Origin of the sequence: Octadecabacter sp. SW4, assembly GCF_008065155.1 — a bacterium.
GTDB lineage: Bacteria > Pseudomonadota > Alphaproteobacteria > Rhodobacterales > Rhodobacteraceae > SW4.
In genome coordinates this window covers 310,609-326,511 of the sequence record NZ_CP042819.1, presented here as the reverse complement: position 1 = coordinate 326,511, position 15,903 = coordinate 310,609, and the positions used below count along the sequence as shown (strand labels likewise).

Genomic DNA, 15,903 nt, shown 5'->3' with positions numbered 1-15,903 from the left:
AAATTTCCGAGTGCCGAGGCAGGGTGGGTCGAGACCCACCCTACATTTCCGGCTTACTCGTCGACCTCTGCATCCAGGAGTTCCATATTGAGGCCAAGGCCACGGACTTCTTTCACCAGCACGTTGAAGGACTCGGGCACGCCGGCCTCAAAGTTGTCCTCGCCCTTGACGATGCTTTCATAGACCTTGGTGCGGCCAGCAACGTCATCGGACTTCACAGTGAGCATCTCTTGCAGCGTGTAGGCCGCGCCATATGCTTCCAGTGCCCAGACTTCCATTTCCCCGAAACGCTGACCACCAAACTGGGCTTTACCACCCAGCGGCTGTTGCGTGACAAGGCTGTAAGGCCCGGTGGAACGTGCGTGGATCTTGTCGTCCACAAGGTGGTGCAGTTTCAGCAGGTATTTGACACCCACCGTCACTTTGCGGCTGAACTGTTCGCCGGTGCGACCGTCAAACAGAACCGACTGGCCCGATGTATCAAATCCGGCGCGCGTCAGGCTGTCGTTCACGTCAGCCTCCTTTGCGCCGTCAAAGACGGGCGTGGCGATCGGCACACCGCGGGTCACGTTGCCCGCGGATTCCACCAACTCGTCCTCGGTCATGTCGGCAATACCTTCGGCGTAAACATCATCGCCGTAAGCCAGCTTCATCGCTTCCTTGACAGGGGTCAGATCGCCGGACCGGCGATAATCCTGCAAGGCCTCGTCGATATTGAGACCCAGACCGCGCGCGGCCCAACCCATATGGGTTTCAAGGATCTGACCGACGTTCATACGCGACGGCACGCCAAGCGGGTTCAGACAGAAATCGACAGGTGTGCCATCGGCAAGGAACGGCATGTCTTCCATCGGAACGACCTTGGAAATGACACCCTTGTTGCCGTGACGACCCGCCATTTTATCACCGGGCTGCAGCTTGCGCTTCACAGCCACGAAGACCTTGACCATCTTCATCACGCCCGGGGGCAAATCGTCACCACGGCGGACTTTCTCGACCTTGTCCTCGAACCGCGCGTCCAGCAGACGCTTTTGCGCCTCATACTGTTCGTTCAGGGCTTCGACGATTTGCGCATCGCCTTCGTCCTTGAGCGCGAGCTGCCACCAGTGGCTGCGGGGCATGTCATCCAGCATGGCAGCGTCGATCTTGCTACCGGCCTTGATGCCCTTGGGGCCTTTGGCAACGACCTTGTCTTCGATCATGGACCGCAAACGGGCATAGATGTTGCGATCAAGGATCGTCATCTCGTCGTCGCGGTCACGGGCAAGGCGTTCGACTTCTTCACGCTCGATCTGGAGCGCACGTTCGTCTTTTTCAACGCCGTGACGGTTGAACACGCGCACTTCAACGACTGTCCCGAAATCGCCCGGGGGCAGGCGCAATGATGTGTCGCGCACATCCGATGCCTTTTCACCAAAGATGGCGCGCAAAAGCTTTTCTTCCGGCGTCATCGGGCTTTCGCCTTTTGGTGTGATCTTGCCGACCAGAATATCCGCTGGTCCAACTTCGGCACCGATATAGACGATACCAGCCTCGTCGAGGTTGCGCAGGGCTTCCTCGCCGACGTTGGGAATGTCGCGGGTGATTTCTTCTGGCCCCAGTTTCGTGTCACGGGCGGCAACTTCGAATTCCTCGATATGGATCGAAGTGAACACGTCGTCACGGGTGATGCGTTCGCTGATCAGGATCGAGTCTTCGTAGTTGTAACCATTCCACGGCATGAACGCGACGACGACGTTCTTGCCCAGCGCCAGTTCACCGATATCGGTGGAGGGGCCGTCGGCAATCACTTCGCCCTTGATCACGCTATCACCCACCTTCACCAGCGGACGCTGGTTGATGCAGGTGTTCTGGTTGGACCGCTGGAACTTGCGCAGGCGGTAGATGTCAACGCCGGGGTCGCCGACCTCAAGATCGGATGTCGCGCGCACAACGATACGGGTCGCATCGACCTGGTCGATGATTCCCCCACGTTTCGCCATGATTGCAGCACCGGAGTCCCGTGCGACGACTTCTTCGATACCGGTGCCCACAAGAGGAGCCTCGGCCTGAAGCAGTGGCACCGCCTGACGTTGCATGTTCGACCCCATCAAGGCCCGGTTCGCATCGTCATTTTCAAGGAACGGAATAAGCGAGGCCGCGACCGAAACAAGCTGTTTCGGCGAAACGTCGATCAGATCAACGTTTTCATTCGGGGCCAGCGTGTATTCGCCGTTCTGACGGGTCGAAACCAGATCGTTCTGGAACTTGCCCTTGGCATCAAGGTTCGCGTTTGCTTGCGCCACGGTGTGACGCATTTCTTCGGTCGCCGACATGTAGTGGACTTCATCCGTGACCTGACCGTTCTTGACGACACGATAAGGTGTTTCGATAAAGCCATACTTGTTCACGCGCGCAAAAGTAGCGAGCGAGTTGATCAGACCGATGTTCGGACCTTCGGGCGTTTCAATCGGACACATCCGGCCATAGTGGGTCGGGTGCACGTCGCGGACCTCAAAACCGGCACGTTCGCGGGTCAAACCACCGGGCCCAAGGGCCGACAGACGGCGCTTGTGCGTGACTTCGGACAACGGGTTGGTTTGGTCCATGAACTGCGACAGCTGGCTGGAGCCAAAGAATTCACGCACGGCTGCGGCGGCAGGTTTGGCGTTGATCAGGTCCTGCGGCATCACCGTGTCGATTTCGACAGAGGACATGCGTTCCTTGATCGCGCGCTCCATGCGGAGCAATCCAACGCGATACTGGTTCTCCATCAATTCGCCAACAGACCGGACGCGACGGTTCCCAAGGTGGTCGATATCGTCGATATCGCCCTTGCCGTCGCGCAGTTCGACCAGCGCCTTGATGCAGGCCACGATGTCTTCGCGGCGCAGGGTGCGCTGGGTATCCTCGGCATCCAGATCAAGTCGCATATTCATCTTGACGCGGCCAACAGCCGACAGATCATAGCGTTCGCTGTCAAAGAAAAGGCTGTCGAACATGGTGCTGGCAGCGTCCACGGTGGGTGGCTCGCCGGGGCGCATGACGCGGTAGATATCCATGAGCGCGGTTTCGCGGTTCATGTTCTTGTCGGCGGCCATGGTGTTACGCATGTATGGGCCGACATTGATGTTATCGATGTCCAGAACCGGAATGGAGGCAACGCCCGCATCCACAAGATCCTTGAGAGTGCCGCCGATGACAGTGCCGTCCTTGTCCACTTCCAGTGTCAACTCGTCACCAGCTTCGACGTAGATCGCACCGGTTTCTTCGTTGATGATGTCATTGGCAACAAATTTGCCGACGATTTGTTCGTAAGGCAGCAACAGGTTCTGCACCTTGCCATCGTCGATCAGTTGCTTGACCGCGCGAGGGGTGATTTTCTTGCCAGCTTCGGCAATCACTTCGCCGGTCTTGGCGTCGACCAGATCGAATACTGGACGCGTGCCGCGCACACGTTCGGGGAAGAACTTGGTGACCCAGCCTTTGCTCTTCTTGTCGAACTTGTATTCAACCGTCTCGTAATAGGCGTTCATGATCGATTCTTGATCAAGGCCCAGCGCATAAAGCAGCGTAGTGACAGGCAGTTTGCGGCGACGGTCAATCCGGCAGAACACAAGGTCCTTGGCATCGAATTCAAAGTCCAGCCAACTGCCGCGATATGGGATAATGCGGCATGCAAACAGCAGCTTGCCCGAGGAATGGGTTTTGCCTTTGTCATGGTCAAAGAACACACCGGGCGAGCGGTGCATTTGTGACACGATCACGCGTTCGGTGCCGTTCACGACAAATGTGCCATTCGGTGTCATCAGAGGCATATCGCCCATGAACACGTCTTGTTCCTTGATGTCCTTGACCGACTTGTTGCCTGTATCCTCGTCAATATCAAACACGATCAGACGCAGCGTCACCTTCAGCGGCGCGCTATAGGTCATGTCGCGTTGTTGGCATTCTTCGACGTCATACTTCGGCTTTTCCAGCTCGTATTTGACAAACTCGAGCACCGCAGTCTCGTTGAAGTCCTTGATCGGGAAGACCGACTGGAAGACGCCCTTGATACCCTCGCCGTCAAGTGGCTCAAGCTGGTCGCCTGACTTCAGGAACAGGTCGTATGAAGATTTCTGAACCTCGATGAGGTTCGGCATGTCGAGCACTTCGCGGATTTTGCCGTAGTACTTGCGCAAGCGTTTCTGGCCAAGGAAGGATTGAGCCATGTGCGTTGTCACCTTTCAAATCTCTACGAACGCACCACCGTTGGGCCTCGGCGGCACGCCCATCTGAGAACGGGTCTGTTCGGTCTATTCCTGGTGCCCGTCCCATAGGGCGCCTCCCGACCATTGAACCAACCCAAGAGGGGGCCAGTGTGGTGGCCATCCTCTAAGACAGGTTCGGCTGGGCCCGCATTGCGCGGACCCAGCCATATTTGGTGTGTGGGTCAAGACCCACCTTGCGCTACCCGTTGCCCGGCCCCGCGTAAGGTGGGTGAAACCCACTGCCGGCTTAGGCCAGCTCGACCTCTGCGCCAGCTGCTTCCAGCTTTGCTTTGATGTCTTCGGCTTCGGCTTTCGACGCGCCTTCTTTGACTTTGCCGCCAGCTTCGACGAGGTCCTTGGCTTCTTTCAGACCAAGACCCGTGATGCCGCGCACTTCTTTGATCACGTTGATCTTTTGTGCGCCGGCGTTCTTGAGAACGACGTCAAATTCGGTCTTTTCCTCAGCAGCCGCACCGGCGTCGCCAGCAGGACCAGCCATCATCACGGCGCCGCCAGCGGCGGGCTCGATGCCGTATTCATCCTTGAGGATCGTTTTCAGTTCTTGTGCTTCGAGAAGGGTCAGGCCCACAATGCTCTCAGCCAGTTTTTTCAGATCAGCCATTTTGCTTTCCGTTCTTTTAGTTGTGTTCCAACGTCAAGGTGTTCAACCCCACGCAGACATTTGGTTGCTTATGCAGCAGCTTTCTCTTCGATCGTCGAGAGAATGCTGGCGATGTTAGAAGCAGGCGCGCCAATCGCGCCGGCGATGCTGGAAGCAGGTGCGCCGATGCAACCCACGATAGAAGCGATAAGCTCCTCGCGGCTTGGCATCGCTGCAACGGCCTTCACGCCGGCAACGTCCAGAACGTTATCGCCCATAGCACCGCCAAGAATGACAAGTTTGTCATTCTTTTTGGCGTATCCATCGACCACTTTGGCAGCTGCCACAGGGTCTTCGGAAAAGGCGATTACGGTCATACCCGTAAGGTGTTCGGCAATGCTTGCGCAGGCCTTACCCTCAAGGGCGATCTTGGCGAGCTTGTTCTTGGCAACGCGTACAGACCCACCAACTTCGCGCATTTGCGCGCGCAGGTCCTGCATTTCGGCAACTGTCATGCCCTCGTAGTGGCTCACCACAACGACGCCAGAGCTTTCGAAGATCTGGCCGAGTTCGTCGACCAATTTCTCTTTCTGGGCTCTATCCACAGTTTCACTCCAAGTTTGGCACCGGATCAATCCGGCACCGGCTCAATTTAACCCCCGGTGGTCTGGGGGCACTTCGGGTCCAATTCAGGGTCCCGATCCTTGATCGCCCGAGGTGCGCAAGGCGCCCGCGGAAATCTCGTCTCGTTCCCCATCTCAGGAAGGAATTATCAGGCTTGCGCCAGACCCTCCGTCTCGGACAGGACGTGGCCGATGTTGCGGCCCCGTCATCTGGCAGACCCGAAGGCCCGCCAAATTCTTTTAGTTGCCAGTCGCGCTGGCCACGTTGATCGACACGCCTGGCCCCATCGAAGAGCTGAGCGCGACTTTCTTCATGTATGTGCCTTTGGCGCCAGCGGGCTTGGCCTTGCTGATTGCGTCAATAAAGGCGAGCAGGTTTTCTTCCAACTGCTTGGCCGTAAAAGAGGCCTTGCCGATACCTGCATGAACAACGCCGGCCTTTTCCGCCTTGAACTGCACTTCACCACCCTTGGCGGCTTCGACGGCTTCCTTGATGTCCATCGTCACCGTGCCGATTTTCGGATTCGGCATCAGGTTGCGGGGGCCAAGCACCTTACCCAGACGGCCAACGATCGGCATCATGTCGGGGGTGGCGATGCAGCGATCAAAGTCGATCTTGCCGCCCTGGACGATTTCCATCAGATCTTCGGCGCCAACGATGTCCGCGCCGGCCTTTTGGGCTTCTTCGGCCTTGTCGCCACGGGCGAACACAGCCACCCGGACCGATTTGCCTGTGCCGTTTGGCAGGCTGACCTTGCCGCGGACCATTTGGTCAGCGTGACGTGGATCAACACCAAGGCAGACTGCAACTTCGATGGTTTCATCGAATTTTGCAACAGCGTGGGATTTTACCAGATCAACCGCTTCGGTGACGTTGACGTTGTGCTTGCCTGCGAATGCTTCGCGGGCGGCAGTTGTGCGTTTTCCAAGCTTTGCCATCTTACTTCACCTCAATGCCCATGGACCGTGCGGAACCGGCAATGATCAACATTGCGGCTTCGATGGAGTTTGCGTTGAGGTCTTTCATCTTGGCCTCGGCGATTTCGCGCAGCTGCTTGGTCGTGACGGACCCGACAGTTTCCTTGGCGGGAAGTTTCGCGCCGGACTTCAGGTTCGCGGCCTTGAGCAGGTAATAGGACGCGGGTGGCGTCTTGATTTCCATCGCAAAGGATTTGTCCTGATAATAGGTTATCACGGTCGGGCATGGCGCGCCTGGCTCCATGTCTGCGGTCTTGGCGTTGAACGCCTTGCAGAATTCCATGATGTTGATGCCGCGCTGACCCAGTGCGGGACCAACGGGCGGGGATGGGTTGGCTTGCCCGGCTTTCACCTGCAGCTTCATCTTGCCAGCAATCTTCTTGGCCATGTGGCCTCTCCTTTGTTCAACACCCGCGGGACGCGTCCCTTGGGTTCTTGGTTGTGTGGTCCGGCTTGGACATCGCGATGCCCGTGCCTCCCACAGGTAAGTTGGGTCAAGACCCAACTTACAATTACGCTTAGCCCTGTTTGGACACCTGCGTGAATTCCAGTTCGACCGGGGTGGCGCGGCCGAAGATCGACACCGTCACCTTGAGACGCTGGTTGTCTTCGTCCACTTCCTCGACCATGCCATCGAAATCTTCGAACGGACCATCGTTGACCTTGACCTTCTCGCCGATCTCGAAATGGATCAGGGTGCGTGGGCTTTCCTCGCCCTCCTGAACGCGGCCAAGGATGGCCTGCACTTCGGCGTCACGCATCGGCATCGGGCGGCCTTGCGGGCCCAGAAAACCGGTAACGCGGTTGATCGAGTTGATCAGGTGATAGCCCTCGTCCGACATCTCCATGTGCACCAACACGTAGCCGGGCATAAAGCGACGCTCGGCTGTGACTTTCTTGCCGCGACGCACTTCGATGACTTCTTCGGTCGGCACCAAAACTTCATCGATCTGATCCTCAAGACCATGCTCCTCGGCAGATGTTCTGATCTGTTCGGCGATTTTCTTCTCGAAGTTCGAGAGGACGCTTACCGAATACCACCGTTTCGCCATGTTCTTCGAACCCTCGTCGCCACGGGCCGCAAAGCCCTAAAATTCCAATTTATTCAGACGGTTAGACCGTCGCTTCTGAAAATAAAAAGCGGCGCGCAACACGATTCGCCGCACGCCATTCCAGAAGGTCCGCTGCAATTACCGCTCCTCCCCCATGATTTCAAGGGGGTAAGGGCAGTTTCATGCAGATCAGCCGAAGTAGCCGAGAACGCCCTGAAGGCCCGAGCGGATTGCAAGATCAACGAGCGAGAAGAACAACGCCAGCACCGCCGCCATCAAGAACACCATTGCCGTGGTCAAAATGACCTCGCGGCGGGTGGGCCAGATGACCTTTGAAATCTCAGCACGGGTTTGCTGGATAAACTGAATAGGGTTGGTTCTGGCCATGATCGGTCCTCATACTCGGGCAGTGGCGACATACGAGGTCGCGGCGGGGTTTTCAAGTCTTGGCAGACTTGGGGTGGGCGGATGCAGCAGAGTCACGCCGTCGATCGCCTCGATCTGGGCAATTTGCGCGGCATAGGCGCGGGCCGAGGCCGCGATTTCGACATCGTCGAACAGGCGGAACCTGGCGTGGCCTTGACTGACCGGATGGGCCGCACGGGCACGCAGACCCAGATCATCGCGGGCCAGCCCCTTGGCACGCCAGTCAAAATACTGCGCCACAGCCTGCGCCGACAGCCCTTCGTGCACACGGGACGGCAGCGGGTTCATCTGCCCACCGATCCGCCAGCGCAACATCCGCCGACACACCAGGCGAAACACCTGCGCATAATCTTCGTAGCGCCAGACCGTGACCTTGTTGATCTGCGCGATTGCACGCAGCCGCGTCGCAACGTCAGCCCAGTTCACAGCAGCCAGCGGCGTGGCATCGCGAAATGCATCAGGCGCCATCGCCGACCCGCCGCCAAGGATGGTCTGCCCATAGGCCGAGGTCAGAAACCCAGCCGGATCACGGATGCACAGGAACACATCCAGCGGCGAGGGCGCGATTTTGGCCGCAAAGGGCGTAAGGCGGTCCTCGGCCCGCTGACACAAGGGAAACACAACGCCACCCGCGCCGTCATGAAGGCTGCCGGTCAGGTTTTCCTCGGTGAATACGATTCGGGTGCCGCCCTTGGCCAAAAACGCTATCTGGTCCTGCGGCGAACGGCGCGCAGGGCGGGCGTCGCGCATTGGCAGGCCAAACATCGCCTGAATAGATCGCCCCGGACGCCGCAAATAGTCGGGACCATAGGTGCGAATACCCGCGTCGATCAACAGCTCGCGCTGCGCCGACAGTGATTTCTGAAAATGCGAGGTTGCCGTTTTGTGAGCGCCGATATGCACCGCGACGGAAACGGGTTTTCCCACGATCAACCTTTCCCGCAGCACGGTTGTGGCTTGGCAGGGGCTGAGGGACTCGAACCCACGACCCTCGGTTTTGGAGACCGATGCTCTACCAACTGAGCTAAACCCCTAAGCCGAGGCCGGGTCTAGCGAGGGCGCGCAAAATAGGCAAGGTAGAATTCGTTTGTCGGCATCAAGTTTAGCGTCCCGACTTGGGGCCAAAGACCTCGCGGACGATTTCTTCGGCGGTGCGGGCGCGGTAGCCCGATGATGCGATGCGCGGTTTCGCCGCGAGCAACGCAGGAGGTGTGGCTGGATTCGGGTGCGGCTGCGCCGGTCCACCCCGGGATGCCGACTTGCTGAGCAAGGCCTTGGTTAGGGTGCCTTGATGGTCCGGGAATGCGTCAACGGCGCCGCCATGCGGATGGATTCGCGACTTGTGCCGTTCAGGGCGGAGTCGCGGGATGGGCCAGGGAAGGAGTTTCGAACAAATTGACTAAGGCTCCTCGTGCGACAAAGGCTTTGTCGGCGCGTCGGCTGATCGCTTGTCATTCAGGTTCAATCGCATTCAAAAATTCGAACCACGCTGGCTTTGGCTCACCAGTCGTCGCATCCACGATTCCGATGGTACTCAACTGATTCAGATAGACAAAGATCAGTTCGGGGTTATCACGAAACGCCGGTTCCGCATCCATAAGCGGCTGAAGTGCATTCCCGTAAAAGTCGATAGTGGCCTGGGTCCAGTCGACAAGCTGAAAAACGACTGAGACACGGACGGAGGTATCAGAAACGGCTTGAAAATACTGAGCAAAAAACTGGCGTTGATGTTCAAGTGAAAATCCATCGGCGCCCCCGCTCGGGCAACCCACCTCTTGAAAAATGACGTCTTTGCCATTTGCAGCGCGAACTCTTGCGTCGATGCGTTGGCGCACCGACGCTGATTGATCTGCAAGAGGCACCCTGCGGCAGTAGAAGTTGAACACTGCGATATCGCTGGCTTCAATCAACGCCAAATGATGGGGGAGCGGGTCACGGATAAGATCCAGATCGTCGTCGTAGTCAAACCCATTGGACAGCGCGACACCGACGGCCATGTCGGGGTCAATGCCGTGGACATGGTCTCGTACGGCATCCACGAACTGCGTGACCTGTTCGGTAAGCTCCGGATACGGCGTTAGGAAGTTGTCCGCCTCGTTTACGATCATGATGGCAAAGCCGCCGTACTGGCGAACCAACGGTACAACTTCATCCATCAGCGCGTTGTACCTTTCGATAAAACGTGGCGAACTGACATCCACATCCGTGAGCGACATAGGTTCATCGGTGCCCTTAAGATAGCGAGGAACCGTTATATCATCGGAATCGATGGCACGTAGGAACACGAGTGGACGCCAACCTTGATCACGATAGGACGCCAAGCGATCTTCAAATTCATCAAGCTGGTAACGTCCTTCCAAAGGCTCAATCTCACTCCAGCCAATCTCGAACGGCTTGACCCGCATCCCTGCTTCTGTTGCATCGTCTTGATAGCGTCGGATCGCATTGCGAACAAAGCGTGGGTTGTCGATGTTAAAGCCGGTTTCAAACGTTTGGTATTGGCCGTCCGGGAGCAGCGGCAGCTTAGATGCGTCGGCAGACGCAGGCGGAGCGAACATCATTGAAGCAATTGCGAATAAGAGAACCGCGCGCACCATTATGCCACCTTTCTACCGATCAATGCGATTTCGGCGTCCTGTCGAATTAGACTAGCATGATACCACGGCCAATGCATTTCGAATTGGTCTCGACCGCACAATCGATCGGCAAATATCCGGCAATATTCAATTATTCATGAAATGCCACGGGTGAGTCCTGCGGCCTTTTGTTCACCAATATAAGCGTAAGCGCCCGAGTGTCATCCAAGCTGCCCTAGATCTGAACGCAAACGGCCCCGCTTTTGACGGGGCCTTCTTTTGTTTTTCCGAGGGGTCTCGTGCACTTGGCTGCGCCAAGTTACTGTGACCCACGGGCGTTTGGCGGGGTGAACCCCGCCCAGCTAAATCATCATTCGATGATTTTGCTGACAACACCTGCGCCAACGGTGCGGCCGCCTTCGCGGATCGCGAAGCGCAACCCGTCTTCCATAGCGATCGGGGCGATCAGTTCGACTGTGAACTTCAGGTTATCGCCGGGCATCACCATTTCCGTGCCTTCGGGCAGCACAACCGTGCCGGTCACATCCGTCGTGCGGAAGTAGAACTGCGGACGGTAGTTGGCGAAGAACGGCGTGTGACGGCCACCCTCTTCCTTGGTCAGGATATAGGCTTCGGCCTCGAACTTGGTGTGCGGGTTCACAGAACCGGGCTTGCACAGAACCTGACCACGCTCAACGCCGTCACGGTCGATCCCGCGCAGCAGAACACCAACGTTGTCGCCAGCTTCACCGCGATCCAGCAGCTTGCGGAACATTTCAACGCCTGTGCAGGTCGTCTTGCCTGTGTCGCGGATCCCCACGATCGACAGTTCGTCGCCCACGTTCACAACACCACGTTCGATACGACCGGTCACAACCGTGCCGCGGCCCGAGATCGAGAACACGTCTTCGATCGGCATCAGGAACGGCTGGTCAACAGCGCGTGCAGGGGTCGGGATGTAGCTGTCAACAGCTTCCATCAGCGCCTTGATCGAGGTCTCGCCGATCTCGGGGTCGCGCCCTTCCATCGCCGCCAGCGCAGACCCGCGGATGATCGGAATATCGTCGCCGGGATATTCATACGAGCTCAGAAGCTCGCGGATTTCCATCTCGACCAGTTCCAGCAGCTCTTCGTCGTCAACCTGATCGACCTTGTTCATGTAAACAACCATGTAGGGGATACCCACCTGGCGGCCCAGCAGGATGTGCTCGCGCGTTTGCGGCATCGGGCCGTCGGCCGCGTTCACAACCAGGATCGCGCCGTCCATCTGGGCGGCACCGGTGATCATGTTCTTCACATAGTCGGCGTGCCCGGGGCAGTCGACGTGCGCATAGTGGCGCGTCTCGGTCTCATACTCGACGTGCGCCGTCGAGATCGTGATCCCGCGGGCCTTCTCCTCGGGCGCGCCGTCAATCGAGTCATACGCCTGAAAATCACCGAAATACTTGGTGATCGCTGCCGTCAACGTCGTCTTGCCGTGGTCAACGTGACCAATCGTGCCAATGTTTACGTGCGGTTTCGTGCGGGCAAACTTTTCCTTAGCCATGATCAAGGCGCCTTATTCGTTGGGGGGACCACCATTGGCCCCGGACATCATCGCGGGCGATGTATTGCCATTGACGCAGGAAATCAAGCGTCAGTTCGACAATGGCGCGTCTGGATCGGGTGTTTGCTCGGGCAGGAGCGCATCCGGGTCGTCGACCAACACGTTGCCGGTCACGATTGTGGCGTCGGCCTCCAGCACCTCGTCAGAGCCGCCGAACCATTCGCCGTTCTCGCGCATCGTGCGTTCGATGGCGCGTGCGGCGTTGAATGACAGCGCCTCGAGCTGTTCTTCGCGGGTCTTGGACAGCCCCGACCCGATCAACGGCACATTGCAACAGGCTTCGAAGATGGTCAGTTGGATCGGTTCTTCGTTCAGCTTGGTCTGGGTTGCATCTTCGTAAAAGGTCACGCCGATGATCATCACTGATTTCGGCGTAAAGATCAGTGGCACACCGGGTTTGGCGAGGACATATCCGTCCACCGACACGGCGATGTGATAATACTGGTTGCCTTCGAACCGGCTGAAACGGTCGTTAAGTGCCTGTTCGACCGATGCCACCCATTCCTCGGGCGTGGCTTCGCGCGACAGCGGCCCGAGCGTGGGGTTTGGCGCGACCACGATGTTAAAGCCCATGCGGTATGCGCCCAGCGGTTCAGGTGGAAGCGAAAGGTCATCACGAGCACAGGCCGTCAAGACAGTAAGACCGATCAGCAACAGAAAAAGACGGATCATGGCATTCCCCTTTGGATACCCTATGGCTACCCCAGCAACATCGTGCGGGCAACCGCTCTGCGTTCAACGTGAACCTTGCGTGCATGCGAATATCGCTTGTGCCAAGCTGCCGTGCAGCGGATCAGCTGGCCGGAAATCGCCGCTGGTCGGCGTGTCAGGTAAAACGGTTGTCGCGCGGGAAACCGCGCGGCGCCATTCGACCCGCCCCTGCCCGTTTCGCGATCCATTCCGCAAGGTCACCGCCCTCGACGGTGCGGGTGCGGCCTGCGGGATCAAGCCAGGACAGCCCTTCGGCCAGCACGAATGTCGTCGCATCCGACAGGCCGCCATCCTTGTATTTCTGCAACCGCACGCCCTTGCCGCGCCCCATTTCGGGCAGTTCATCAAGCGGGAACACCAGCACTTTGCGGTTTTCGCCAACGCAGGCCAAATGATCGCCCGTCACCGGCGCACAGACCATCGCGCGCACGTTATCCTTGACGTTCAGCACCTGCTTGCCCGCGCGGGTTTGCGCCACCACGTCATCTTCGGGGACGACAAAACCGTCACCCGCGCTGGAAGCGACAAGCAGTCTGCGACCGGGCTGGTGGATAAACAGCGCGACGATATCTGCCTCGTTGGGCAAGTCAATCATCAGGCGCAGAGGTTCACCCATACCGCGCCCGCCGGGCAGGTTTGACGCGCTCATCGTGTAAAAACGCCCGTTGCTGCCGAACACCAAAAGGCGGTCGGTGGTCTGGGCATGAAACACGAAGCGGGATTCGTCGCCATCCTTGAATTTCAGCTCGCGGGTCAGGTCGATGTGGCCCGTCATCGCGCGAATCCATCCCATTTCCGAACAGACAACGGTGATTGGCTCTTTGTCGATCATCGCCTCCAGCGGCACATCCTCGACCTCGCCCGCTTCGGCAAATGTGGTGCGGCGCGCGCCACCTGCACTGTCACGACCAAATTGTTTGCGGGTCTCGCGCAATTGTTCGGCAATCCGGGACCATTGCAGGTCTTCGGAGTCCAGCAGGTCTTCGAGGTCGGCGCGTTCCTTCATCAAGGCGTCGCGCTCGCGGATCAGCTCCAGCTCCTCGAGGCGGCGCAGGCTGCGCAGACGCATATTGAGGATCGCTTCGGCCTGCACATCTGACAGCCCCGGCTCCTCCCCCTCGGGTAGGCGCGCGGGGCTGACGTAATCGGATTCATCGCGCGCGCGTACGTGATCCTTGCCCCAATCCTCGTGCATCAAGGCGGCTTTGGGATCATCGTCGTAGCGGATAATGTCGATCACACGATCAAGGTTCAGGAAGGCAACGATAAAGCCTTCAAGCACCTCAAGACGGTGATCAATCTTGGCCATGCGATGTTCGCTGCGGCGGATCAACACATCGCGCCGGTGATCAAGGAAGGCGCGCAGCACTTCTTTCAGGCTACAGACCTGCGGCGTCAGCCCGTCGATCAACACGTTCATATTCAGACTGAACCGTGTTTCCAGATCCGAGTTGCGGAACAACATGCCCATCAACACTTCAGGATCGACGTTTTTCGAACGGGGTTCCAGAACAATACGGATATCCTCGGCGCTTTCGTCACGCACATCCCCAAGGATCGGCACCTTTTTGGTCTGGATCACCTCGGCCAGCTTTTCGATCAGTTTGGATTTCTGCACCTGATAGGGGATCTCGGTGACGATCACCTGCCACTGGCCACGGCCCAGATCCTCGACCTCCCAACGGCAGCGCAGACGAAATCCGCCCTTGCCGCTGCGATAGGCCTCGCGGATATTCTCGGGCGGTTCAACGATCACGCCGCCGGTCGGGAAATCGGGGCCGGGGATGTATTCAACCAGCGTTTCATCCCGGGCATTCGGCGATTTGATCAGATGCAGGCAGGCATCAATCAATTCGTGCAGGTTGTGCGGCGGGATGTTCGTAGCCATCCCCACGGCAATTCCGCTGGACCCATTGGCAAGCAGGTTCGGAAAGGCGGCGGGCAGAACAACGGGTTCTTCAAGGCGCCCGTCATAGTTGGGGCGGAAATCAACCGCATTTTCAGCCATACCTTCCAACAAGGCCTCGGCAGCGGCGGTCATGCGGGCCTCGGTATAGCGACTGGCAGCGGGGTTATCACCGTCGATATTGCCGAAATTCCCCTGCCCGTGGACCAGCGGATAACGCACGTTAAAGTCCTGCGCGAGGCGGGCCATCGCATCGTAGATCGCCATATCACCATGCGGGTGAAAATCGCCCATCGTATCGCCGCTGATCTTGGCAGATTTAAGGAAACCTCCCGTCGCGGTGAGCTTCAACCGCGACATCGCAAACAAAATCCGGCGATGCACGGGTTTCAGCCCGTCACGCGCATCCGGCAATGCGCGGTGCATGATCGTGGATAACGCATAGGTCAGATACCGCTCGCCCAGCGCGCGGCGCAACGGTTCTGTCAGGTCGGGCATGCCGATATTGGGGTCGTCTACGTCACTGCTCATAGATGCTGTGTATCCATCGACAATTGAGGCGTAAAGCACACAAACGGGGAAGGATGTTAAACTTTTCCCTGCCCGCTCCGCTCTCGGTGATGTAACTTGGCGTTACTGTTTGTGAACTTTGCGAATCTCTGGGGGATTTGTCGTGACTCGTTTTATTGTGCTGACCTTCGGCTTTTTGGGCTGGGGATACTATGAATTGTCCGGTGGGGCCGATTTCGTGCCCGAAGTGGCGACCGTAGAAATTACCGAACCTGCCGAGGCTGTCGTCGCGCAAGTGGTCGCACCTGCGGTCGAACCCGAGGTTGCGCAAGACATCGTCGCGCGCGCCGAAACCGAAACGCTCATGACGCTGGCTGCGGCCTATGAACCTCAGCCCGCCGAAGAAACTCAGCCCGACATCGTCGACGTGGTCCCCGAAGTCGCGGTGCAGGACATGCGCTCGGTTGCGGCTGAACGTGTGAATATGCGCAGTGGGCCGGGCACTGGGTATCGCGTGCTTGACACCCTGCCCCGTGGCACCGAGGCCGAGGTGCTTGAAGTCAACGCTGATGGCTGGGCCCGTGTGTTGATCTTCCAGACCGGCCAAGAAGGCTGGATGGCAGAGCGGCTGCTGGGTGACAGTTAAGCCCTTGTTTGCGGCGCCATCTGACGTCACTTAGGC

General features: G+C 58.2%; 13 protein-coding genes and 1 tRNA gene. 1 reads left to right on the top strand and 13 read right to left on the bottom strand.

The genetic code is table 11. From position 1 onward, the window contains the following. Window positions 1-53: 53 nt before the first annotated feature. From rpoB to FTO60_RS01570, 13 genes are all read right to left on the bottom strand, one after another. Entirely contained in the window at window positions 54-4,193 is a 4,140-nt protein-coding gene (gene rpoB, locus FTO60_RS01630; RefSeq protein WP_148054333.1) for a DNA-directed RNA polymerase subunit beta, read from the bottom strand. A 286-nt stretch (window positions 4,194-4,479) separates the two neighbouring features. Then, on the bottom strand, window positions 4,480-4,854 hold the full coding sequence (rplL, locus tag FTO60_RS01625) for a 50S ribosomal protein L7/L12 (protein WP_148054332.1): 375 nt from the start codon (window positions 4,852-4,854) through the stop codon (window positions 4,480-4,482). A gap of 68 nt (window positions 4,855-4,922) precedes the next feature. Further along, window positions 4,923-5,438, bottom strand: a complete 516-nt coding sequence (gene rplJ / locus FTO60_RS01620; protein WP_148054331.1) for a 50S ribosomal protein L10 — start codon at window positions 5,436-5,438, stop codon at window positions 4,923-4,925. Window positions 5,439-5,696: 258 nt separating this feature from the next. Beyond that, on the bottom strand, window positions 5,697-6,395 hold the full coding sequence (gene rplA, locus FTO60_RS01615; protein WP_148054330.1) for a 50S ribosomal protein L1: 699 nt from the start codon (window positions 6,393-6,395) through the stop codon (window positions 5,697-5,699). 1 nt (window position 6,396) lies between these two features. Then, window positions 6,397-6,822, bottom strand: coding sequence for a 50S ribosomal protein L11 (gene rplK / locus FTO60_RS01610; protein WP_148054329.1), 426 nt, complete (start codon window positions 6,820-6,822; stop codon window positions 6,397-6,399). 130 nt (window positions 6,823-6,952) lie between these two features. Beyond that, on the bottom strand, window positions 6,953-7,486 hold the full coding sequence (gene nusG / locus FTO60_RS01605; protein ID WP_148054328.1) for a transcription termination/antitermination protein NusG: 534 nt from the start codon (window positions 7,484-7,486) through the stop codon (window positions 6,953-6,955). A gap of 189 nt (window positions 7,487-7,675) precedes the next feature. Further along, window positions 7,676-7,873: a preprotein translocase subunit SecE gene (gene secE, locus FTO60_RS01600; RefSeq protein ID WP_148054327.1), complete on the bottom strand. Its 198-nt coding sequence runs from the start codon at window positions 7,871-7,873 to the stop codon at window positions 7,676-7,678. Between the two features lie 9 nt (window positions 7,874-7,882). Then, window positions 7,883-8,839 carry a hypothetical protein gene (locus tag FTO60_RS01595; RefSeq protein ID WP_148054326.1) on the bottom strand — a complete coding sequence of 319 codons (957 nt, stop codon included), beginning with the start codon at window positions 8,837-8,839 and terminating at the stop codon, window positions 7,883-7,885. A 31-nt stretch (window positions 8,840-8,870) separates the two neighbouring features. Beyond that, window positions 8,871-8,946 (bottom strand) — tRNA-Trp (locus FTO60_RS01590). A 417-nt stretch (window positions 8,947-9,363) separates the two neighbouring features. Then, the gene (locus tag FTO60_RS01585; RefSeq protein WP_148054325.1) at window positions 9,364-10,509 is read right to left on the bottom strand and encodes a hypothetical protein; all 1,146 of its coding nucleotides are present in this window, start codon (window positions 10,507-10,509) and stop codon (window positions 9,364-9,366) included. 349 nt (window positions 10,510-10,858) lie between these two features. Beyond that, on the bottom strand, window positions 10,859-12,034 hold the full coding sequence (gene tuf / locus FTO60_RS01580; protein WP_148054324.1) for an elongation factor Tu: 1,176 nt from the start codon (window positions 12,032-12,034) through the stop codon (window positions 10,859-10,861). A 90-nt stretch (window positions 12,035-12,124) separates the two neighbouring features. After that, on the bottom strand, window positions 12,125-12,766 hold the full coding sequence (locus FTO60_RS01575; protein ID WP_254696860.1) for a hypothetical protein: 642 nt from the start codon (window positions 12,764-12,766) through the stop codon (window positions 12,125-12,127). Window positions 12,767-12,920: 154 nt separating this feature from the next. After that, window positions 12,921-15,242, bottom strand: a complete 2,322-nt coding sequence (locus tag FTO60_RS01570) for a DNA topoisomerase IV subunit A (protein ID WP_148054323.1) — start codon at window positions 15,240-15,242, stop codon at window positions 12,921-12,923. 142 nt (window positions 15,243-15,384) lie between these two features. On the opposite strand from FTO60_RS01570, the gene FTO60_RS01565 reads away from it, so the two are divergent. Further along, window positions 15,385-15,867 (top strand): SH3 domain-containing protein, encoded by a 483-nt coding sequence (locus FTO60_RS01565; RefSeq protein WP_148054322.1) that lies wholly within the window; start codon window positions 15,385-15,387, stop codon window positions 15,865-15,867. Window positions 15,868-15,903 lie beyond the last annotated feature (36 nt).